This is a genomic window from Vibrio hippocampi (assembly GCF_921292975.1).
GTDB classification, from domain to species: domain Bacteria; phylum Pseudomonadota; class Gammaproteobacteria; order Enterobacterales; family Vibrionaceae; genus Vibrio; species Vibrio hippocampi.
The window spans coordinates 236,607-257,034 of sequence record NZ_CAKLCM010000001.1; the positions used below are offsets into that span (position 1 = coordinate 236,607).

At 46.7% G+C, this 20,428-nt stretch carries 18 protein-coding genes; 8 read left to right on the plus strand and 10 right to left on the minus strand.

The features are described 5' to 3' along the window. The first annotated feature begins 41 nt into the window (after nucleotides 1-41). Entirely contained in the window at nucleotides 42-1,226 is a 1,185-nt protein-coding gene (locus tag L9Q39_RS01155) for a 3-phenylpropionate MFS transporter (protein ID WP_237483323.1), read from the plus strand. Between the two features lie 125 nt (nucleotides 1,227-1,351). Beyond that, nucleotides 1,352-4,801 (plus strand): hybrid sensor histidine kinase/response regulator, encoded by a 3,450-nt coding sequence (locus L9Q39_RS01160; protein WP_237483324.1) that lies wholly within the window; start codon nucleotides 1,352-1,354, stop codon nucleotides 4,799-4,801. A 68-nt stretch (nucleotides 4,802-4,869) separates the two neighbouring features. Here L9Q39_RS01160 and L9Q39_RS01165 read toward each other — a convergent pair whose 3' ends face one another. The 7 genes from L9Q39_RS01165 to aspA form a co-directional block, all read right to left on the minus strand. Beyond that, nucleotides 4,870-6,573 carry a sodium:solute symporter family protein gene (locus L9Q39_RS01165; RefSeq protein WP_237483325.1) on the minus strand — a complete coding sequence of 568 codons (1,704 nt, stop codon included), beginning with the start codon at nucleotides 6,571-6,573 and terminating at the stop codon, nucleotides 4,870-4,872. A gap of 11 nt (nucleotides 6,574-6,584) precedes the next feature. Then, complete coding sequence (locus L9Q39_RS01170) at nucleotides 6,585-6,851, minus strand: DUF4212 domain-containing protein (RefSeq protein ID WP_237483326.1); 267 nt, start codon at nucleotides 6,849-6,851, stop codon at nucleotides 6,585-6,587. Between the two features lie 196 nt (nucleotides 6,852-7,047). Next, nucleotides 7,048-7,671 (minus strand): MarC family protein, encoded by a 624-nt coding sequence (locus L9Q39_RS01175; protein ID WP_237483327.1) that lies wholly within the window; start codon nucleotides 7,669-7,671, stop codon nucleotides 7,048-7,050. 212 nt (nucleotides 7,672-7,883) lie between these two features. Further along, the gene (locus tag L9Q39_RS01180) at nucleotides 7,884-8,525 is read right to left on the minus strand and encodes a response regulator transcription factor (RefSeq protein WP_237483328.1); all 642 of its coding nucleotides are present in this window, start codon (nucleotides 8,523-8,525) and stop codon (nucleotides 7,884-7,886) included. Between the two features lie 99 nt (nucleotides 8,526-8,624). Beyond that, a complete protein-coding gene (locus L9Q39_RS01185) occupies nucleotides 8,625-10,439 on the minus strand; it encodes a protein-disulfide reductase DsbD (RefSeq protein WP_237483329.1) in 1,815 nt (604 codons plus the stop codon). A gap of 191 nt (nucleotides 10,440-10,630) precedes the next feature. After that, nucleotides 10,631-11,941: an anaerobic C4-dicarboxylate transporter gene (locus tag L9Q39_RS01190; protein ID WP_237483330.1), complete on the minus strand. Its 1,311-nt coding sequence runs from the start codon at nucleotides 11,939-11,941 to the stop codon at nucleotides 10,631-10,633. A gap of 124 nt (nucleotides 11,942-12,065) precedes the next feature. Continuing rightward, nucleotides 12,066-13,520, minus strand: coding sequence for an aspartate ammonia-lyase (gene aspA, locus L9Q39_RS01195; RefSeq protein ID WP_237483331.1), 1,455 nt, complete (start codon nucleotides 13,518-13,520; stop codon nucleotides 12,066-12,068). Between the two features lie 401 nt (nucleotides 13,521-13,921). Here aspA and L9Q39_RS01200 point away from each other — a divergent pair, with 401 nt between their 5' ends. Genes L9Q39_RS01200 through mutM form a run of 3 tightly spaced genes read left to right on the plus strand, consistent with a single transcriptional unit; the run spans nucleotide 13,922 to nucleotide 15,766 of the window. After that, complete coding sequence (locus L9Q39_RS01200) at nucleotides 13,922-14,434, plus strand: FxsA family protein (RefSeq protein WP_237483332.1); 513 nt, start codon at nucleotides 13,922-13,924, stop codon at nucleotides 14,432-14,434. A gap of 9 nt (nucleotides 14,435-14,443) precedes the next feature. Next, nucleotides 14,444-14,944: a hypothetical protein gene (locus L9Q39_RS01205; protein ID WP_237483333.1), complete on the plus strand. Its 501-nt coding sequence runs from the start codon at nucleotides 14,444-14,446 to the stop codon at nucleotides 14,942-14,944. A gap of 9 nt (nucleotides 14,945-14,953) precedes the next feature. Continuing rightward, nucleotides 14,954-15,766, plus strand: a complete 813-nt coding sequence (gene mutM, locus L9Q39_RS01210; RefSeq protein ID WP_237483334.1) for a bifunctional DNA-formamidopyrimidine glycosylase/DNA-(apurinic or apyrimidinic site) lyase — start codon at nucleotides 14,954-14,956, stop codon at nucleotides 15,764-15,766. 32 nt (nucleotides 15,767-15,798) lie between these two features. Here mutM and lpxM read toward each other — a convergent pair whose 3' ends face one another. The 3 genes from lpxM to coaBC all read right to left on the minus strand — a co-directional run bounded on the left by lpxM (nucleotide 15,799) and on the right by coaBC (nucleotide 18,820). Beyond that, nucleotides 15,799-16,764 carry a lauroyl-Kdo(2)-lipid IV(A) myristoyltransferase gene (lpxM, locus tag L9Q39_RS01215; RefSeq protein WP_237483335.1) on the minus strand — a complete coding sequence of 322 codons (966 nt, stop codon included), beginning with the start codon at nucleotides 16,762-16,764 and terminating at the stop codon, nucleotides 15,799-15,801. 13 nt (nucleotides 16,765-16,777) lie between these two features. After that, a complete protein-coding gene (gene slmA / locus L9Q39_RS01220; protein ID WP_237483336.1) occupies nucleotides 16,778-17,368 on the minus strand; it encodes a nucleoid occlusion factor SlmA in 591 nt (196 codons plus the stop codon). A gap of 246 nt (nucleotides 17,369-17,614) precedes the next feature. Then, nucleotides 17,615-18,820: a bifunctional phosphopantothenoylcysteine decarboxylase/phosphopantothenate--cysteine ligase CoaBC gene (gene coaBC, locus L9Q39_RS01225; RefSeq protein ID WP_237483337.1), complete on the minus strand. Its 1,206-nt coding sequence runs from the start codon at nucleotides 18,818-18,820 to the stop codon at nucleotides 17,615-17,617. A gap of 208 nt (nucleotides 18,821-19,028) precedes the next feature. Here coaBC and radC point away from each other — a divergent pair, with 208 nt between their 5' ends. The 3 genes from radC (at nucleotide 19,029) to rpmG (ending at nucleotide 20,417) form a co-directional block, all read left to right on the plus strand. Beyond that, nucleotides 19,029-19,700, plus strand: a complete 672-nt coding sequence (radC, locus tag L9Q39_RS01230) for a RadC family protein (RefSeq protein WP_237483338.1) — start codon at nucleotides 19,029-19,031, stop codon at nucleotides 19,698-19,700. A gap of 299 nt (nucleotides 19,701-19,999) precedes the next feature. Then, nucleotides 20,000-20,236, plus strand: coding sequence for a 50S ribosomal protein L28 (gene rpmB, locus L9Q39_RS01235; RefSeq protein ID WP_237483339.1), 237 nt, complete (start codon nucleotides 20,000-20,002; stop codon nucleotides 20,234-20,236). Nucleotides 20,237-20,249: 13 nt separating this feature from the next. Continuing rightward, nucleotides 20,250-20,417: a 50S ribosomal protein L33 gene (gene rpmG, locus L9Q39_RS01240; RefSeq protein WP_237483340.1), complete on the plus strand. Its 168-nt coding sequence runs from the start codon at nucleotides 20,250-20,252 to the stop codon at nucleotides 20,415-20,417. Nucleotides 20,418-20,428: the final 11 nt, after the last annotated feature.

A 20,428-nucleotide genomic window follows, 5' to 3' on the forward strand; every position in this document is an offset into this window, starting at 1 on the left:
CGCACTTTTGGCTTGTCGCTGTTTGCTATCGGATTTCGTTTATGTTCAATCCCCGCCCATTTGGTTGGGTTTCTCAGTATTTATCGGGTTACTTTTTTGCTTACGGTGTGTATCTGCCGTTTTGGGCGCTATGGTTTGAAGGTCAAGGCGTATCGGCAGCGGATGTTGGAATGTTAATGGGGATTGGTTTTGCCACTCGTTGTGTTGCCAATCTTGTTATCACGCCACGTATTTACCGAGTGGAGAGCCTACTGCCAGCTCTGCGTTGGATAACGTTTGCCAGTAGCCTCTTTGTGGCAGCACACTTATTGGTTGAGCCTAATTTTACCATGCTCGCCACCGTCACCATTTTGTTTAATTTAAGCTTTGGTCCGATGATTCCGCTCTCGGATTCGATGGCGAACCACTACGTTAATCGTGGCATGTTGGATTACGGTCGGGCACGTTTGTGGGGATCGATTGCCTTTATCGTCGGCTCCTCGGCGGTCGGTTATATCGCGTCCCTGTTTGGTGCTAATGCGATTGTCTACACCGCACTTGCTGGTTTTATTCTGGCAATGTTGCTATCAATGAGAAACCCTAATCCGATGCCAGTGTCAGAGCAAACCACAGCACAGCCTAGACCGAAGATCATCAGCCTATTACGCGATCCCTCTGTGATTCGTTTTTTGGTATTGATCTCCTTGATTCAAGGCAGCCATGCGGCTTATTACGGCTTTAGCTCTATCTACTGGAAGGAAGCCGGATACCCGGAAAGCACCATTGGTTATCTTTGGAGCTTGGGTGTGGTGTCAGAAGTCTTGTTGTTTGCATTTAGTAAGCGTTGGTTCACGGGTATGTCGCTGCGCACACTGTTTATTATCTCTTCCATAGGAGTGGTGGTTCGATGGGGACTCACCGCCTCAACGACAGAAGTGGCTGGGTTAGTTATGATCCAATTACTTCATGGTGTGACGTTTGCGATCGCCCATATCGCAGCCATTCAATATATTCAAAAGTCGGATGCCAGCAAGATGGTCGCGCTACAGTCTTTATATAACGCGTTACCATTGGGGGCGTTTATTGCTTTTATGACCGCGGTCAGTGGTTGGGGTTATCAACTTTGGGGTGCCAATGTGTTTTGGGGAATGGCTGTTATGGGGATCGTTGCCCTGTTTATCCGATTGGATGAACCGAAAAGCAAGATCACCAATATCAATACCGCGACCTCGCTGGAATCCAATTAAATCGTTAACAGAGAATGACTTTCGCTTGGGTGAATCCACAAAATTGATGCTAACGATTTGAGTTATTGCAATAAACCTCTTTAAATTGATGACGGGTCGGTTGTCAATTTAAAGGGATGAATTGAATGCAAGGATGGTTAGTTGTACCTATTTCTTTGGCGTATTTAGGGGTGTTATTCCTGATCGCTTGGTATGGAGATAGGCAAAAGTCTTGGCTATCAAATTGGCGACCTTGGATATATAGCCTGTCTATTGCCGTCTACTGCACTTCTTGGACCTTTTACGGCACGGTGGGGCAGGCGAGCAGTAATCCTTGGGCGTTCCTGCCCATCTATATTGCCCCTATTTTGTTATTCGCTTTTGGCTGGCGAGTGATTGCTAGATTGATCTTAATCGCCAAGCGAGAACACATCACCTCGATTGCTGACTTTATCGCCGCCCGCTATGGAAAATCTCAAGGTTTGGCGGTGGTAGTTACCGTTATTGCGGTGGCGGGCATCTTACCTTATATCGCGCTGCAACTGCGCGGTATCTCAATGGGATTGGACGTGGTAGCGCCCAGACTTGCGTCCGACCTAGGCTATCAAGACTTCCATATATCTTGGTTTATTGTGGCTGCGCTTGCCATTTTCACCATGCTGTTTGGTACACGACACATAGACAACACAGAACATCACCGAGGCATGATGATGGCGGTGGCGTTCGAGTCCATCATTAAGCTGTTCGCCTTTTTGGCGGTCGGTTTATTTATCGTGTATTTATTGCTTAGCCGAGATGATATTGAATTAGCACAATTGGCGGCGAGTACTTATCAACCTCCCAATATCCCAACGCTGCTGATTCACACCGCTTTGACCATGTTAGCGTTTATCTGTCTACCGCGTCAGTTTCATACGGTGGTGGTCGAAAATGAGCAAGCGCAAGATCTGCACACGGCAAGGTGGCTATTCCCCTGTTATCTGCTCTTGATGGGGCTTTTTGTGTTACCAATCGCATGGGTTGGACAAGGACTATTGGCTGGCACGTCACCCGATATGTTTGTCATTAGCATCCCCAGTGCGGTGGGAGCAGACTTTATCGCTATGCTGGCGTTTTTGGGGGGCACGTCCGCTGCCAGTGGTATGGTGATTGTCTCGACTATTGCTCTGGCGATCATGGTATCGAATGATTTAGTCATGCCGTTATTGCTAACGCGTATTCGTTTGGTGAATCGCTCTCATCGAGATTTTTCTAGCTTGCTGTTGGTGATTCGTCGTGCACTGATTTGTCTGTTGTTGTTTGGCGCTTGGTTGTTCTATCAAGTATTGGACTCAGTACATGCGTTATCGACCATCGGTTTCCTGTCTTTTTCCGCGATCACGCAATTCGCTCCCGCTTTGATAGGGGGAATGTACTGGCGTTCGGGCAACAAAAATGGCGTGTATGTGGGGCTGTTTTTGGGTTTTGCTCTGTGGCTAATTAATTTAATGAGTACCACCGGACTGCTTGCCGGAAACGCAGACAATAACCTGTTGATTTGGCTGATTACGCCACCAGATTTACTTGCAGGTTTAGCGATCAGCAGTGCCGATTGGGGCATGTTGATGAGTGTCGTCGTCAATGGTGTCAGCTATGTGCTGGTGTCGCTGTTTACTCGTTCCAGTTTAACTGAGCGATTGCAGTCAGCCTCTTTTGTTGGCAGCCCATTACCCGATAATGAAAACCTGAGTCTGTATCAAAGTCGCGTGACGGTTGAAGAGTTGCAGATGCTGGCATCGCGCTTTGTGGGTCAGGCTCGGGTTCGCAGCGCATTTGAGCAGTTTTGGCAGCAACAGCAACAGCAAGCGTTACCGAATGAGCAAGCCTCGGCGGAGTTGATTCGTCATACGGAACGTATTCTCGCCGGTGTATTCGGTGCCTCCTCCGCCAAGTTGGTATTGGGATCAGCGCTGCAAGGGCGCAATATGCAGCTAGAAGAAGTCGCGACTATCGTTGATGAAGCTTCGGAGTTGTATCACTTCAGCAGGGGATTACTACAAGGAGCGATAGAGCATATCGGCCAAGGCATTGCCGTGGTGGATAAGCAACTTCGCTTGGTGGCGTGGAATCGTCGTTATTTGGAGTTGTTCTCTTTTCCTGCGGGATTGATTCAGGTCGGGCGACCCATTTCTGATGTTATTCGTCATAACGCGCAACAGGGGTTGTGTGGTCCGGGTGATCCTGAAGAGCATGTGCAAAAGCGCATCTATTACTTAGAGCAAGGCTCGCCTCATACATCGTCGCGTATTCGTTCCGATGGCAGCGTCATTGAGGTGCAAGGCAACCCCATGCCCGGTGGCGGTTTTGTGATGAGCTTTTCCGATATCACCGTGTTTAGAGAAGCAGAGAGCGCCCTGCGAGATGCCAACGAGCGTTTGGAGTCGAGAGTGACCGAACGGACTCAAGAGTTAGAGCAGTTGAATAAACGTCTGGTTATGGCGACACAGAAAGCGGAGCTTGAATCTCAGTCAAAAATGCGTTTTTTAGCGGCAGTGAGCCACGATTTAATGCAACCACTGAATGCCGCTCGATTGTTTGCATCGTCATTGTCTGAGGCAAGTAAAGATCAGGAAACGGGTAAAATCAGTTCTCATATCGAGAGTGCCTTAGGCGCAGCAGAGGAGCTAATTGGTGATCTGTTGGATATTTCTCGCCTTGAGTCAGGCAAGCTGCAAACCTGTGTGCGAGGGTTTGCTCTTGAAGATGTCTTCAATAATCTGCAAGCGGAGTTCGGCGCGATCTCTAAAGGGCAGAATATTGATTTTGCCGTGGTGCCAACCAGCCTTAAGGTGAAATCTGATCCAAAATTATTGCGTCGAGTGCTACAGAACTTCTTAACCAATGCGTTTCGTTACAACCCAGAAGGTAAGGTTTTATTGGGAGCGAAAAGGGTCAATGGGCACGTGCGCATTGATGTTTGGGATGATGGGATTGGCATTGAGGATGACAAACAGAAAGAAATTTTTGATGAATTTACTCGGGTTGATCGAGTGCATGCGGATCAAGGACTAGGGTTAGGCTTAGCGATTTCGAAAGGTATTGCTCATGTGCTTCGTCATCAGATCTCCATGCGATCTTGGCCGGGGCAGGGCAGCGTATTCTCTATTACCTTGGATCGTGTTGATCACGTTGATCTTGCGGTCGCCCCCAAACAAAGCGTGGTTGCCAATGATGATCTCGCTGGCTTGAAGGTGCTGTGTGTGGACAATGAAGCCGATATCTTAGTGGCGATGGAGACCTTACTGCAACGCTGGCACTGTGAAGTGAAAACCGCGCTTGATTTGGTGACCAGTCTTGAGTTTTTAGAGCAAGGTTGGCAGCCCGATGTCATTTTGTCGGACTATCGTTTAGACAATGGTCGAACGGGGTTAGAAGTGTTGCAACAGTTCCGGTTGCGGTTGGGGGATAATTTTCAGGGCGTGATCATTAGCGCCGACCGAACGGAATCCATGCTTGAGGGTATTCGTTCTCACGGTTTTGGGTTTATTAAAAAACCAGTTAAACCATTAAAGCTGAGAGCGGTGTTGAATCGAGCGTTAGAGGCTCAATCTAATTAGTGATTGGTGAATAGAACAAAGCCACTTACCTTAGGTAAGTGGCTTTTCGTTAGTTAAATCATTGAATATTAATGGTCTTGCGCTGCGCCTGATCCTTTCGGGTAGCGAATGGATTCCACCATATCTTGTACGTTCTGAGGGACTTCAGCCGTGAACTTATTAACGATAATTGATACCGTAAAGTTAAGGCACATACCCAATGTCCCAATGCCTTCTGGGCTAATGCCAAACCACCAGTTATCTGGCGTATTGGCAGCTGGGTTGATGAACTTGAAGTAGATGATGTAAGCCGCGGTAAAGGCAATGCCTGACAACATACCGGCAATCGCGCCCTCTTTGTTCATCTTCTTATAGAAGATGCCGAGAATAATCGCGGGGAAGAAGGATGAAGCCGCGAGACCAAACGCAAAGGCGACGACCTGAGCAACGAACCCCGGTGGGTTAATCCCCAAATAACCCGCCCCGACAATGGCCAATGCGGCACCGATCCGCGCGGCGAGCAACTCTTGCTTGTCGGTCATATTGGGCTTGAAGCCTTTTTTCAGCAAGTCATGAGATATAGAGGTTGAGATAACCAGTAGCAAACCCGCTGCCGTGGACAGTGCCGCCGCGAGTCCCCCTGCCGCCAGTAACGCAACGACCCAGTTAGGTAATTGAGCAAGTTCTGGAGACGCGAGAACGATAATGTCACGGTTGATTTTCATCTCATTGCGTTCATCGCCAGAGTAGAACATCTTGCCGTCTCCGTTCTTATCTTCCCAAGCGACTAGACCGGTGCTTTCCCAGTTTTTATACCAACTTGGCGCTTCGGTTGCCGCAACCCCCTTCATATCTGGACCATTAATGGTATCGATCATATTCACGCGAGCAAAGGCGGCGACCGCTGGTGCGGTAGTGTAGAGCAAAGCGATAAACACCAGTGCCCAACCTGCCGAGATACGAGCATCTTTCACTCTAGGAACGGTGAAGAAGCGGATAATCACATGCGGTAGACCCGCAGTACCGACCATCAAAGCTGCACAAATAAAGAACACATCAACCATACTTTTAGAGCCATCGGTATAGGCGGTAAAGCCCAACTCTTGGGTCAAGCCATCCAGTTTATCCAGCAGATAGGTATCGGTGCCGGAGATGGTCGAACCAAAGCCGACTTGTGGGAATACCGAACCGGTCATCATCAATGAGGTAAAAATCGCAGGAACTAAAAAGGCGAAAATAAGCACACAATACTGGGCGACCTGCGTATAAGTTATCCCTTTCATTCCTCCCATTACCGCATAGAAGAAAACGATGGCCATGCCGATGACAATCCCAAGGTTAATATCGACCTCAAGGAATCGGGCAAATACCACACCGACGCCACGCATCTGACCGGCGACATAGGTGAAAGAAACGAAAATGGCACAAAAGACCGCCACCATGCGCGCGGTTTTTGAGTAATAACGATCACCGATAAAGTCAGGCACAGTGAATTTGCCAAACTTACGGAGGTAAGGAGCGAGACAGAGTGCTAACAGTACATATCCACCGGTCCAACCCATAAGATACACACCGCCGTCATAACCGATAAAGGAGATGATGCCTGCCATAGAAATAAAGGAAGCCGCTGACATCCAGTCGGCGGCGGTAGCCATGCCGTTTGCTACTGGGTGTACGCCACCACCAGCTACATAGAATTCGCTCGTTGAGCCCGCACGAGCCCAGATAGCAATGCCGATATAGAGGGTAAAAGTAATGCCGACGAGAATAAACGTCCAAGTTTGAATATCCATTATGTTGCCTCTTAGTCTTCTTGTACGTTGTATTTTTTATCTAGCGCATTCATACGAGCCACATAAACAAAGATCAGTACAACAAAGGTGTAGATCGATCCTTGCTGAGCAAACCAGAAACCGAGTTTGAAGCCGCCAAATTGAATAGTATTGAGTACATCAACAAATAGGATCCCTGCACCATAGGAAACCAAAAACCAGGTTGCTAATAGTGTACCCATCACGCCTAGGTTCTCTTTCCAGTAGGCTTGTGCTTGTTCCGATGATTCAAACGCCATAACGCTCTCCTTTGTTACAGGTTGTTAACATTTGTGGTCTCAGATAAGGTAGCAGGAGAGAGAAAGAAGAGCATTGCAACTTTAGTCGAGGTGTAAAAACAAAAAAACACCTGCAATACAGGTGTTTAATTGACGAGCACGGCAAATGTTAATTGTTAAGGCAATGTTAAGTTAGCCTAAGGTCTAATGATTTTGACTAAATATAGAAGTCTTTTATTCCCTGTAACAGGTTATTGACGGCGACAGCGGCTAAAATCAAACCCATGACTCGGCTAATAATGGCCGCACCCACATTACCAATCCATTTCTGGATCCGACTTGCCCCTAAGAGTAAAACCAAGGTGATCAGCAGAACCACTAACATCACCAAAGCGGTAATTGATTGATCGATCACTGAGTGACGATGGTTATCTGTCAGCATCACAATCGCCATCATAGCGCCCGGTGAGGCTATTGAAGGGATGGCAAGTGGATAGACGGCAAGATCCGCCAATTGCGCTCGACTGGTTTCGCCACTCAGTTTAATTTCTTCTTCCGGTTTGCTTTCGCCAAATATCATGGTTAAGGCAAAGAGTAGCAGCACCAATCCACCAGCAGCCTGAAAAGCGGGGAGAGGGATCTGCATCGCTTCGAGCAGAAGTTGCCCGACGAAAAGGAAAAACAGCAGTACACCGGTAGCAATGGCGACGGCTTTCAGAGCAACGATACGTCGGTGCTTGGTATCAAGATGCGCAGTTTGTGATAGGTAGACAGGAACGGAGCCGATAGGATCAATGACGGCCCAGAGTACAACAAATTGAGTCACAATAATGGTTAGCAAGGGTACACTCCCAAGGTATGAGTAAGCCAAGAGGTGGACGCGGTTTCCTGCTGTGAATAAGGACAGCAAATAAGCGCAGCAAGGGTATTATCGTATGTTATCTCATATCCACCAATATGAAGATCACCTTTCGTTACATAATAGGATATGAGTTACACAACCTAGACACGGTATCAGGTTAGTTAGCGTCATTTTTACCGCAATGATGATGCTTACTGAACCTCACTGTCCATTTGCTGCAATAGAATGACGGCTTGCGTGCGATTCTTTACCCCAAGCTTTCTAAAAATAGCAGTCATGTGCGCTTTAATCGTTGCTTCAGATACATTGAGATCATAGGCGATTTGTTTATTGAGAAGACCATCCGACAACATCCCCAAAACCTTGTATTGTTGAGGCGTGAGGGTGGCAATTTTGTCTGCCAATTCAGTATGCTGTTGAGTTTGATTGACCAGTAATGCGGCAGGGTAGTAAGGGTCACCTTCAAGCACTTGATTCAGCGCGGCAATTAGGGTTTTCATATCACTGGATTTAGGGATAAAACCAAAAGCGCCGTGCATTTTGACTTGAGAGACAATGCTAGGCTCTTCGCTGGCCGAAATAACCACGATAGGAATATCGGGATAATCGGCTCTCAGTTGGATAAGTCCTGACATACCGTTCGCGCCTGGCATTTTTAGGTCAAGTAGAATCAGGTCTGGATCTTCCCCTTTTTCGAGAAGAGCCAAAAGTGACTCGAGCGAGTCGGCTTCCAACAGGTTCGCACCACCAATGGCCATATGCACTGATTGAAACAACGCATTGCGAAACAGCGGGTGGTCGTCGGCAATTATGATGCTATAGCTCAGTTCCATGTGATTCCATTGTGTTGATGAAATGTTAACATCTATTATTGATGTCTACCTATCTTCCCACAATCAACTTGGTGCAAAACTCTGATGAAAATCGACTTTTTATTGTATCAAGCCATTTTTTTCAAGGTGTTGTAAGAACTCGGGAGCTTTAACAAAGCCCGTTAGACGAGCACTCGGCAATGGGTCACCTTGACGACTCCAAAACTCAATCGTCGGCAGTCCCAATACACGCATTGCTTTTAACAACTCAATATCTTGTGGCTGATTTTTGGTGACGTCTGCTTGTACTAAGACAAATTGTTCGAGGACAGGTTCTACCTGAGCATGATGGAAGGTGTACTTTTCAAACTCTTTACAGGCGACGCACCAATCAGCGTAGAAATCTAACATGACCGGTTTATTGTCCTGCTTAGCTTGTGCCAAGACCGCTTGTAGTTCATTCAGGTTGTCGATGTGAATAAATTCGACGTTCGAGGTCTGAATAGTCAATTGACTAGGCGATGAATACCACAGTTGCAGCAGAGGTTGAATCGAGGCAATAATCCCTAATACGGCAACAATACCCACCAAGGTTTGCTTCCAAGATCCAAACGGTAATTGATTTTTTTGGTGATAAAGCCAACCAAAGGCAGCAAGACCCAATAGACTCCATAAGAGACTTGCCCAAAACTCAGGAATGATTCGCTCCAACAGGAATAGAGGTGCGGCGAGTAGAACAAAGCCAAACAGAATTTTAACTCGGTCCATCCAGCCCCCCGCTTTCGGTAGCAGCTTGTTGCCAAACACCGCCGCCGCAATCAATGGAATCCCCATCCCGAGTGCAAGGGCATACAGAGCAACCGCACCAGTAATCAGATCTCCGCTTTGCGCGACATAGAGCAGCGCTCCAGAGAGCGGCGCTGTGGTACAAGGTGAACACACTAGACCTGAGATCGCGCCCATAGCGAACACACCAAGGACATTGCCACCTTGTTGCTTGTTGCTAAGACCATTGAGCCAAGTTTGCACACGGCTAGGTAATTGTAAGGTGTAGGCGCCAAACATAGACAGCGCTAAAGCGATAAACAGAACACTCAAGCCGATCAACACATACGGGTGCTGCATCGCCGCTTGAAACTGCATGCCAGCGGAGGCAACGACTAAACCTAGTAGGGTGTAAGTGAGCGCCATTCCCTGAACATAAATAAATGACAGCCAGAGTGCCTGCTTCTGGCTGCGTTTGCCGGTTCCCAAAACGATGCTGGTAAGAATGGGATACATAGGCAAGACGCAAGGCGTAAAAGCAAGCCCAACACCCAGCAATAGAAATAGAGCTGGCGTCCACCAGTTTTGTTCGAGCTTCGATGTCAGATCTTGCGGCGCAGAAGTGGATGACAGATCGGTTTGCCTCTGGGGTAAGTTTTCTGCGTTGTTGACTGCTGGCGTTTTGGTGTTATCGACAAAAGGGGCGCTATCGACAAAAGGGGCGATATCAATCACTCGAGTCTCTGGTGGGTAACAGAAACCAGCTTTGGCGCAGCCTTGATATTGAACGATGACTTGAGAGCCCGGTTGATACTGGCTCAATGTGACTTCTGCAAACAGCGGTTCGGTATAGATATGGACATCACCAAAAAATTCGTCTTGGTACGGCGTTCCATCGGGATAACTGATGTTATCGATGGTGAGGTTTTGTCCACTGATATTCAGTCGTTCTTGATAAAGGTAATAGTCCTCTTTGACTTGCCAGTCCAAAAACAGACGGTTGTCTTGCTGATAGAAATTAAAGGCAAAGGCTTCATCAACAGCAACAAAGCGATTGTTTGCTTGAGGCGCAAAGGCACCACTGTTATCGGCTTGACCAAACAGTGCAAAACTTGGTGTCGCAACCAAGATCAGCAGTATGAATAGAATTTTTTTAAATGTTTGTCTCATAACAGCAGAGTAAATCTTATACCAATTGAGTGAGGTTATATGAAGTTAAGACAGGAAGATAGAGGGAAATGTTTCAAGCAAAATAAAAAAAGAGTCACCACGATAGTCCCGTTACCTAAAACTCGTCTCTTGAGTTAATTTTTCTCTTGAGTTGATAGAGGTATCTAGGGTGACCCTTAATATTCAGCCGATTAATGAATCAGTAAGCCACCAAACGCAAAGCCCAATGCCACAGCAGTCGAAATAGTCACCACGCCCGGAATAAAGAACGGATGGTTAAAGACATACTGTCCAATACGTGTTGAACCGGTGTCATCCATCTCGACCGCAGCCAGCAAGGTTGGATAAGTTGGAAGTACGAATAACGCACTGACCGCAGCAAAGGAGGCAACCGCCGTCAATGGCGCGACACCAATTGCTAGCGCCGCTGGCATCAAAGCTACCGTCGTTGCGCCTTGGGAGTAGAGCAGCATAGAGGCAAAAAACAGCACGAGCGCGAGCATCCATGGATGCCCTTCTAACAGTTCTCCTGCGACTTCTTTGATGTCATTGACGTGTGCGTTAACGAATGTTGAGCCAAGCCATGCTACGCCTAGAACGCAGACACAAGCGGTCATCCCTGAGCGGAAAGTCGCGGCAGAGGGGATCTTAGACGCATCAATCTTGGTGAACAGAGTAATGGCCGCCGCCGCAGTCAACATGATGGTCATAATCGCTTCGTTGCGACCTAATGTCGGATCTTTGATAAGCCCAACTGAGCCAGAAATCGCCGCAGCATAACAAACCACAAAGGCGATGGCGGCTAAGAAGATATAGGTCGCGGTTTTTGCTGTTGCGGGAATCACACGCTGTTGAGCATCGGTTAATTTGACCAGTCCCTTGGCGAGACGCTGTTGATACACTTCATCATCTTGTAGATCTTTGCCCATAAAGTTGGCAACAAATGCGCCTGCCATACAAGCAATAAAGGTCGTTGGAATACATACTGCGAGCAGAGTCAGGTAGTCAACGCCCATTGGTGCGAGCATCGCAGCAAATGCGACGACCGCCGCTGAGATCGGTGAGGCGGTAATCGCAATCTGTGAAGCGACGACGGAGATAGATAGAGGACGAGAGGGTCGAATTCCTTGTCCTTTAGCAACTTCAGCAATCACAGGCAATGTCGAGAAAGCAGTGTGTCCAGTACCCGCAAGTAAGGTCATAAGAAAGGTAACAATGGGCGCATAAAAAGTGATTCTTTCAGGGTGTTTTCTTAAAAAGTTTTCCGCCAATTGTACTAGCCAATCCATGCCACCCGCGACCTGCATCGCCGCAATGGCAGTGATCACCGACATGATGATGAGAATGACATCGACAGGAATATAGCTTTGACTGGTTGGAACCCCAAGTATTAAAGAGAGTGCGACGACACCCGCACCACCTGCAAGCCCAATTCCAATGCCGCCAATACGTGCCCCGAAGTAAATAAACAGCAGTACCACGGCCAGCTCTATAGCAACCATATGTTTTCCTCTTAATATCTTAATTTATTTGTTTGTACTACCAAGTTTAAATCTCTGTGTTTAAACCTAGTTTAGAGTGGCTTCAATAGCAAAAAGGCCCTTTGAAGGGCCTTGGTAAAGGAGCTTAATCGTAGCGCTTCGCTTTGTATTGCGGCTTCATCAAGTTGCCTACGGCAAAGATTTCATCCAATTCCTCCGCGGTGAGTAGTCCTCGTTCCAAGACGACCTCTCTTACGCTCTTGCCTGTTTCTGCACAAATCTTGCCGACGATATCGCCTTCGTGATGTCCAATATAGGGATTAAGGTAGGTGACGATGCCGATAGAGTTATAGACGTAGTGTTCACATACCTCTTTATTGACCGTAATACCGTCAATGCACTTATCACGGAGGTTGATGCAAGCGTTTTTCAGGATGCTAACTGACTCAAACATGCTTTGCGCAATGACGGGTTCCATTACATTGAGCTGTAACTGCCCCCCTTCTGCTGCAAATGAGATGGTGTTGTCGTTACCCAATACCTTGAAACAGACTTGGTTGACTACTTCTGGGATCACCGGATTGACTTTGGCTGGCATAATGGAAGAACCTGCTTGCAGTTGTGGCAGGTTTAGTTCGTTTAGACCCGCTCGTGGACCTGAAGAGAGCAATCTTAGGTCGTTACAAATCTTTGAGAGCTTAACCGCTAAGCGTTTGAAAGCACTATGAATCATCACGTATGCACCGCAGTCTGAGGTGGCTTCGATCAAATCTTCAGCAGGGACACAGTCATAGCCCGTCACATCAGCGAGGTGTTTCACGGCTAGTGCTTGGTAGCCTTCTGCGGCGTTTAAGCCAGTGCCGATAGCCGTTGCGCCTAAGTTGACTTCAAGAAGCAGTTTCGAGGTGTACTCCAGGTTGCGGATCTCTTCGTTTAAGGTCACCGCCCAAGCATGGAACTCTTGTCCTACGGTCATTGGGACGGCGTCTTGAAGTTGAGTGCGACCCATTTTTAAAATTGTGGAAAATTCTTGGCTCTTATTTTCAAATGAACCTTTGAGGTATTCGATGGCATCAATCAGCTTGAGTACGGTGTTGTAGACCGCAATACGAAATCCCGTAGGATAGGCGCAGTTGGTGGATTGGCTTTTGTTGACGTGATCATTGGGGTTAATGAATTCGTACTGGCCTTTTTGTTTGCCCATAAGCTCCAGAGCGACATTGGCAATGACTTCATTAGCGTTCATGTTGACGGAGGTGCCAGCGCCACCTTGAAATACGTCGGAAGGAAACTGGTCAAGACATTTGCCAGTATCAAGAATTAAATCACACGCTTGAATGATGTATTGTGAAGTGTCTTTTGGCAGAACGCCGAGTTCACGGTTAGCGAGCGCTGCCGCTTTTTTGGTCATGACCATGCCACGAACAAAATCTGGAACATCAGAGATGGTGGCATTAGAGATATTAAAGTTTTCTATGGCGCGTAGGGTGTGGATACCATAATAAGCGTCTGCAGGAACGTGGCGTTGACCGAGTAGGTCTTCTTCAATGCGAGTCGCGGTCGTTGTTGAGTCTTGAGAGAGTAAAGATGAAGTTGCCATACCTTGGATCCTTATAGTTATTCTGCGTACAAAACAGTGTGGCTATCATTGCTTTAAGAATCCATTCACAGCGGTACTTTTATGCGTCCCAGCGTGTAGGGATATCTTACTCAAAGCGACAACTAAAGACGAGAAGTAGATCGCTATTTTCAGCAATTTAATACTAATAATGGCTAATGAATCAACAGCAGGGTAAGGCAATGAAATACGGTTTATTTATCTTGGTGAAAGTGTGAGCTAACAGGCTTCTACTTCTCTTTTGTTGTGATTTACAGCCAGCTATGCGTAAACTAAGGATAATTCATAGATTCATCACTGTTTTGTATGTGAATTGAAGCGATATACCAAGCTGCAGCGATATACGAAACAGACAGCGCCCGTCGTGGCGAAAGGAGTGCCTAGTGTTTGCCGTTTTACTTTTATTGTTTATCTTTGTGCCGATTATTGAAATCGGTCTGTTTATTCAAGTCGGTGGTTTTTTAGGGTTATGGCCAACGATTGGTCTGGTGTTGTTGACGGCATTTGTCGGTGCATCTTTAGTTCGTAGTCAGGGACTGCAAACCTTGATGTCAGTACAAACCCGCCTGCAACAAGGAGAGATGCCCGCTCAGCAAATCCTTGAGGGAGTGATGTTGGCTGTTTCTGGGGTTCTATTGTTGACGCCGGGCTTTATGACAGATGCTTTCGGGATGTTGGTACTATTGCCAGCCCCGCGTGCGGTTATGGCAAAGTACTTAATGACGAAAATGGTGGTCAAAACCGTGTCAGGAGGAAACTTTGGTGCTGGTGGTTTTCATCAGCAAGGTCCTTTTGGTTCAAATCCGTTTGATGATCGTCAGCAAGGCGATACCTTTGAAGGCGAGTTTGAGCGTAAAGGCGATGACGATGATGATGATCGTAATAAATTGAATTAATTGCCGATTATGTTGTTTATTAAGCGTTTTAAAATCACGCGACGTCGCTGGAATACCATCCTTATTGTTGCCATTACCCTTTTTATTTTGGTGATGGCTTCGCCTCAATTGATTAAGCAATATTTGATTGCCCCGTCCGTCGTTGACCCTGAAGCTGCGGTACTCAACCCTTATCAAGCACCGATCGAACTGAATTACAACGGAGTACAATTCTATTTCGATGACCAATGGTTGGCGATTCCGGCGTCTTTAAGTGAGCAGGCGGAGCAAATCGTCTCTACCTGGGGAGAAATGCGAGGAACGCTAGTCGATGATTCTTTGTTGCAAAAACTTAGACCTAGCATGGAGAGCCCTGTAACGGTAGAAATTTGGTATCAAGACATCGAAGAACCGCAACGTGTGACCGCCTACAATATGCAAACTTTTTGGCTGATTCAGAACTACAACAGCCAATGGTTGGCGATCAGCTTGAACGATCAACAGCTCATACTCCACAACATGAACCCGTAGAGTCGAACTATGCCTGAATTACCTGAAGTTGAAGTCTCCCGTCTGGGCATCACGCCACACTTAGAGGGACAGATAATAAAAAATATCGTGGTTCGCCAGCGTCAACTGCGTTGGTGGATCCCCGAGGAGATTCACGGTTTGCATGGACACACAATCAAGTCCATTCGCAGGCGAGCAAAGTATCTGTTGATTGATACCGATGCCGGGACGGCTATCATCCATCTGGGTATGTCGGGCAGTTTGCGAGTGCTTGAGCATCCGCCCGAGCCAACCAAGCATGACCACGTCGATCTGGTGTTGGGAAATGGTAAAGTGATGCGTTATAACGACCCGCGTCGTTTTGGCGCTTGGTTGTGGAGTGAAGCGGGAGAGTCTCATGCGTTGATTGACAATTGTGGTCCAGAGCCTTTAAGTGATGACTTTTCGGCGCAGTGGATGCAAGAGCGAGCAAACAACAAACGGGTCGCAGTCAAAACTTTTATTATGAACAACAGTCATGTGGTTGGTGTGGGAAATATCTACGCCAGCGAGTCTCTGTTTGCGGCTAAGGTAGCGCCGATCATACCAGCGTATAAACTCTCACTTGATGATTGGCAGCGATTGGTTAAAGAGATCAAGCTGGTACTGCATAAAGCCATTCAACAGGGGGGCACGACGCTGAAAGATTTTGCTCAGACTGATGGAAAACCGGGTTATTTTGCTCAGGAGTTACAGGTGTATGGACGCGCAGGAGAACCTTGCCGAGTTTGTGATGAACTCATTCAGCAGCAAAAAATTGGTCAGCGAAATACCTTCTTCTGTCCTCGTTGCCAGCCGGCATAAAAAATGCGAGCTCAGCTCGCATTTTTTATAGACTATTTTTTGTTGGTGGATTCGTAGATTTTGAAATCATCTCTTTGCGTTTTTAGCAGGTAAAGATTCCACATATATTGCTCTGGTCTCTCTGTCACCAAGTCCTCGATCGCTTTATTCATTGCTCGAGCATCTAGCTCCTCATCCCCTGTTGGGAAGTTTTCTAGAGCAGGGAGTACGTGAACCTCGTATTTACCTGTTTTATCATTATAGGCAGGTAGCATCGGAACCACTTTAGCACGACAAACTCGCGCCATTTTACCAAAGCCTTTGAGTGTGGCTTTTTCTGTACCGAAAAATGGTACAAACACCGAGTTCTTTGGACCATGGTCTTCATCGGGTAGCCAGTAGCCAATATAGCCGTCTTGGATCGAACGAATAAATGGTTTGATACCAGCTTCTCTTGAGAAAATTCGCCCACCATACTGCATACGCTGTACATGCATCAGCCAAGCACCTAAACGGTTTTTTTGCGGCTTCATTATACTTGCGACCTTGTGACCTTGAGCCGCCAACATGACCGCTGGGTAATCCACTGCCCAAGCATGCGGTGCGAGTATGATGACGCGTTCGCCCTGTTCAAGCAGAGGCGTTAAGTTTTCTTCACCAATCATGACTCCTCGGCTTTGGTTGTGTTTGGTTGAACGAACCAAAAACTCCGAATAGCCAAAGAGATATTGTGCCGCTTTCGCAAACGTTGCGGCGACAATGGTATCGATTTCTTCGGGGGACTTGTCTGGAAAACAGTACTCAAGGTTGACGCGTGTTCTTTTTACCACACGACCATTTCTATTAACGACAATAGTCGATAAGTAGCTGGCCAGTCGATCGCGCAATTTCACCGGCATAAAGGCGAGCAGTGCTGCGAAAAATATGCCTAGCCACATCCCCCAGTAGCGAGGATGAAGAAACGCCCATTCAAAACGGACGTCGTATAGATGTTTGTTAATTCTGTCTTCGTTGCTCATAAATTTTATTTGATTACTGCAGTTGAAGTTTTAATAGTGCCCAATACTCATCAAAGCTAGCCGTTGGGGTGTATTTGAAGTCTGAGCGAACAAATCGATTCAGGCAACCTTCGACCTGACCAAGAAGTTGTGCAGCAAGTACGCTTTCGTCAACAGGGAAGCTTTTCCCTTCACGAATCTTTCGCTCACGCAGGATTTGGCGAAGCGAGGTTTCAATTCTATCGTAAAGTTGGTTAATGCGGTCGCGTAAGCGTTCGTTTTCAAACATCAGAGCGTGACCAGATAGGATTCTGCTTAATCCGGGGTTTCGTTCAGAGAAGCCTAAGATCAGTTGTAACACAAGACGTACACGTGCCAGTGTATCCTTTTCTTCATCAAGAATGAGATTAATGCGAGACATTAACGAGTCTTCAATAAACTCAATCAGCCCTTCAAACATTCGAGCTTTGCTTGGGAAATGACGATAGAGAGCCGCTTCTGATACGCCCACTTGCTTAGCAAGCTTGGCCGTTGTTATGCGTGATGTTCCTTCATTTGATTCCAACATCTCTGCCAGCGCTTGAAGAATTTCTTCTTTTCTATTCGACTTTCTCGTAGCGGACATAAATCCTATTCCTTTTGAAAACAACAAATTTCATCTACCGGCAAAGTGAGATTGAGTCACTTTGTCGGTGTCTTCACCCAGTTTGTCGTGCTGAGCATCGACAGTCTACAGCATGGGGATTTTATTTCTGTAGTACGATATGTGAAATGATTGAGCTCGGTAGCAATCTCTAACTAAAGCCATGCTCTCACAGCAGAAAACCTGCCTTTAGGCAGGTTTTATTTTGGCGAGTATAGCGTGATTTAGTTAGTCTATTTGCCCGAGCGCTGTGAGCAGGATAGCTTGACTTAATTCAGTTTTACTGCCGAACCCTAACTCTTTCTTATCGTCAGCCCAATATACGGTAATACTATTGTTGTCACTGTTAAAGCCTTGTCCCTCAACAGAAACATCATTAGCACAAATCATATCTAACCCTTTGCGCTGCAGTTTATCTTTGGCGTAGTTCTCTACATCTTGAGTTTCTGCCGCAAAGCCAATAGTAAATGGACGAGCCTCAGTTAAACTGGCGACTGCCGCTATTATGTCAGGGTTTTTGACCATGCTGATATGCATATTATCATTATCGGCACTTTTTTTGATTTTTTGAGTGGCAAGATGCTCGGGTCGATAGTCGGCAACTGCGGCACAGCCAATAAAAATATCGTGTTGCTTAGCCAACTTTAGCGACGCTTGATACATCTCTTCAGCGCTAGTGACGTCAATACGATTGACACCATTCGGGGTGGCTAAAGAAACAGGACCCGAGATCAAGCTGACGTTCGCGCCGAGTTTGGCGGCGGTTGCTGCTAGAGCAAATCCCATTTTTCCAGAGCTATGGTTGGAGATGTAGCGCACAGGATCGATAGCTTCACGGGTCGGACCGGCGGTAATGACGACGGAACGACCGTGTAAAGGCTTAGGTGCAAAGAAGTCCTCACATAAGCCAACTAATTGCATGGGTTCTAACATACGTCCCATGCCGACATCACCGCACGCCTGCTCCCCTTTACCAGGACCCCAAATCATCATGTTGCGACGAGCAAGGGTAGCAATATTCTCTTGGGTTGCGATGTTTTGATACATCTGCTGGTTCATCGCCGGAGAAACCGCAACAGGGGCGTCGGTGGCTAAGACTAGCGTACTGAGCAAGTCATTGCCCATACCGGCGGCAACGCGAGCGATTAAATCCGCAGTCGCTGGAGCCAGCAATACTAGATCTGCCCACTTGGCCAATTCGATATGCCCCATAGACAATTCCGCCGTAGGGTCGAACAAACTTGTCGAAATGGGGTTTCCAGAGACAGCTTGCATCGTCAACGGGGTAATAAACTCCTGCGCTGCTTTGGTCATGACGACATGCACTTTTGCACCACGCTCGATAAGACGGCGGGTTAAATCAGCGCATTTATAGGCAGCGATACCTCCGCTAATTCCGAGAAGAATATTCTTTCCCGCTAATGTTTGTTGCATAGCCTGCTCCTTAAAAAATACTGGAGCTAAGATAGCAAATGTCATTTATTGGTTCTACTTTCATAGCACAGGTCACTTTGACTCCTCCTTATTTATTATGAAGGTTACCCGTTTTGCGCTTAGTTATCTCATAAGAGGAGGCCTCATTTGCGCATCTAGCGTTTGATTCAGATACTGGCTTCAAATGGAGAAAGGACAAGGTGACAGTATGCTTAAATCATTGCCCAATGATTCACGCCCCAGAGAGAAGTTATTGACTCGGGGAAGTCATACCCTTACCGATGCGGAATTATTGGCTATCTTCCTAAGAACCGGTACTCGAGGCGTCAATGTGATTCAGTTGGCCGATCAGTTGTTGCGAGAGTTTGGGTCTTTACGCGCGTTATTCTCTGCGCCAGTGGATGAGTTCTGCCGACATAAAGGGTTAGGAACGGCAAAATATACGCAACTGCAAGCTGTATTGGAGATGAGTCATCGATATTTATCTGAAACGATAACGCGAGGTGATGCACTGATTTCATCTCAACAAACTGAAAAATATTTAACGCATAAACTGAGACACAGAACGAGAGAAGCCTTTTATGTGCTGTTTTTAGATACACAGCATAGATTGATAGCGGAGGAAATGATGTTTGAGGGAACACTAGACTCTGCCTCTATCTACCCAAGAGAAATCGTCAAGCATGCTTTAGAGCATAATGCTAAGGGGATAATATTGGCACACAACCACCCATCAGGGATTGCGGAGCCCAGTGAATCCGATAGAAGAGTGACTCGTCGTATTGCCGATGCTGTCGCTTTGGTGGATATTTCTTTACTCGATCACTTTGTTATTGGCGATGGTCAAGTGGTCTCGTTTGCGGAAAGAGGCTGGATTTGAGTAATCGGAGTGAGATTTAGCAATTTATTGTATGAAATGTGATACAGAGCTTTTGTTTTGGTGATTTTCTGCTATAGTTCGCCCACTAAAATTATCAACCCATATCAGCTCAAATTGAAAAAGATCACGAAATCCTTAAAAAAGGATCTGTTCGGGTCTTGAGCAATGCACGTCAAGTTAGTATAATGCGCGACCTTTGATAGCCTTGTATGGGTATTCCATAATGGTTATGGCCTCTTGTAATTGAGGTTCGGCCACCAAGGTTGATATCGAGCTGAAACGATTTGGAGAAGACATTCATGTCCCGAGTATGCCAAGTAACTGGTAAGCGTCCTGTAACGGGTAACAACCGTTCACACGCACGAAATGCTACCAAGCGTCGTTTTCTGCCGAACCTACAAACTCATCGTTTCTGGGTAGAAAGCGAAAAACGCTTTGTTAAACTACGTCTAACCGCTAAGGGTATGCGTATCATCGACAAGAAAGGCATCGATGCTGTTCTTGTTGATATCCGCTCTCGTGGCGAGAACGTATAAGAGGAATTAAGCAATGGCTAAAGGCATTCGTGAGAAAATCCGTCTAGTATCTACTGCAGACACTGGTCACTTCTACACAACTGACAAGAACAAGCGTAACATGCCAGGCAAATTTGAGATCAAGAAATTTGATCCAGTTGTCCGCAAACACGTTCTGTACAAAGAAGCTAAAATCAAGTAATTGATCAAGTT

Bases quoted from the DNA above. Each gene is read 5' to 3' on its own strand.
- coaBC (WP_237483337.1), bottom strand. From the start codon at position 18,820: ATGCAACAAACATTAGCGGGAAAGAATATTCTTCTCGGAATTAGCGGA.
- L9Q39_RS01170 (WP_237483326.1), bottom strand. From the start codon at position 6,851: ATGGCGTTTGAATCATCGGAACAAGCACAAGCCTACTGGAAAGAGAAC.
- lpxM (WP_237483335.1), bottom strand. From the start codon at position 16,764: ATGAGCAACGAAGACAGAATTAACAAACATCTATACGACGTCCGTTTT.
- aspA (WP_237483331.1), bottom strand. From the start codon at position 13,520: ATGGCAACTTCATCTTTACTCTCTCAAGACTCAACAACGACCGCGACT.
- radC (WP_237483338.1), top strand. From the start codon at position 19,029: ATGCTTAAATCATTGCCCAATGATTCACGCCCCAGAGAGAAGTTATTG.
- rpmB (WP_237483339.1), top strand. From the start codon at position 20,000: ATGTCCCGAGTATGCCAAGTAACTGGTAAGCGTCCTGTAACGGGTAAC.
- mutM (WP_237483334.1), top strand. From the start codon at position 14,954: ATGCCTGAATTACCTGAAGTTGAAGTCTCCCGTCTGGGCATCACGCCA.
- L9Q39_RS01205 (WP_237483333.1), top strand. From the start codon at position 14,444: ATGTTGTTTATTAAGCGTTTTAAAATCACGCGACGTCGCTGGAATACC.
- L9Q39_RS01165 (WP_237483325.1), bottom strand. From the start codon at position 6,573: ATGGATATTCAAACTTGGACGTTTATTCTCGTCGGCATTACTTTTACC.
- L9Q39_RS01160 (WP_237483324.1), top strand. From the start codon at position 1,352: ATGCAAGGATGGTTAGTTGTACCTATTTCTTTGGCGTATTTAGGGGTG.
- rpmG (WP_237483340.1), top strand. From the start codon at position 20,250: ATGGCTAAAGGCATTCGTGAGAAAATCCGTCTAGTATCTACTGCAGAC.
- slmA (WP_237483336.1), bottom strand. From the start codon at position 17,368: ATGTCCGCTACGAGAAAGTCGAATAGAAAAGAAGAAATTCTTCAAGCG.
- L9Q39_RS01190 (WP_237483330.1), bottom strand. From the start codon at position 11,941: ATGGTTGCTATAGAGCTGGCCGTGGTACTGCTGTTTATTTACTTCGGG.
- L9Q39_RS01180 (WP_237483328.1), bottom strand. From the start codon at position 8,525: ATGGAACTGAGCTATAGCATCATAATTGCCGACGACCACCCGCTGTTT.
- L9Q39_RS01185 (WP_237483329.1), bottom strand. From the start codon at position 10,439: ATGAGACAAACATTTAAAAAAATTCTATTCATACTGCTGATCTTGGTT.
- L9Q39_RS01155 (WP_237483323.1), top strand. From the start codon at position 42: ATGTTCAATCCCCGCCCATTTGGTTGGGTTTCTCAGTATTTATCGGGT.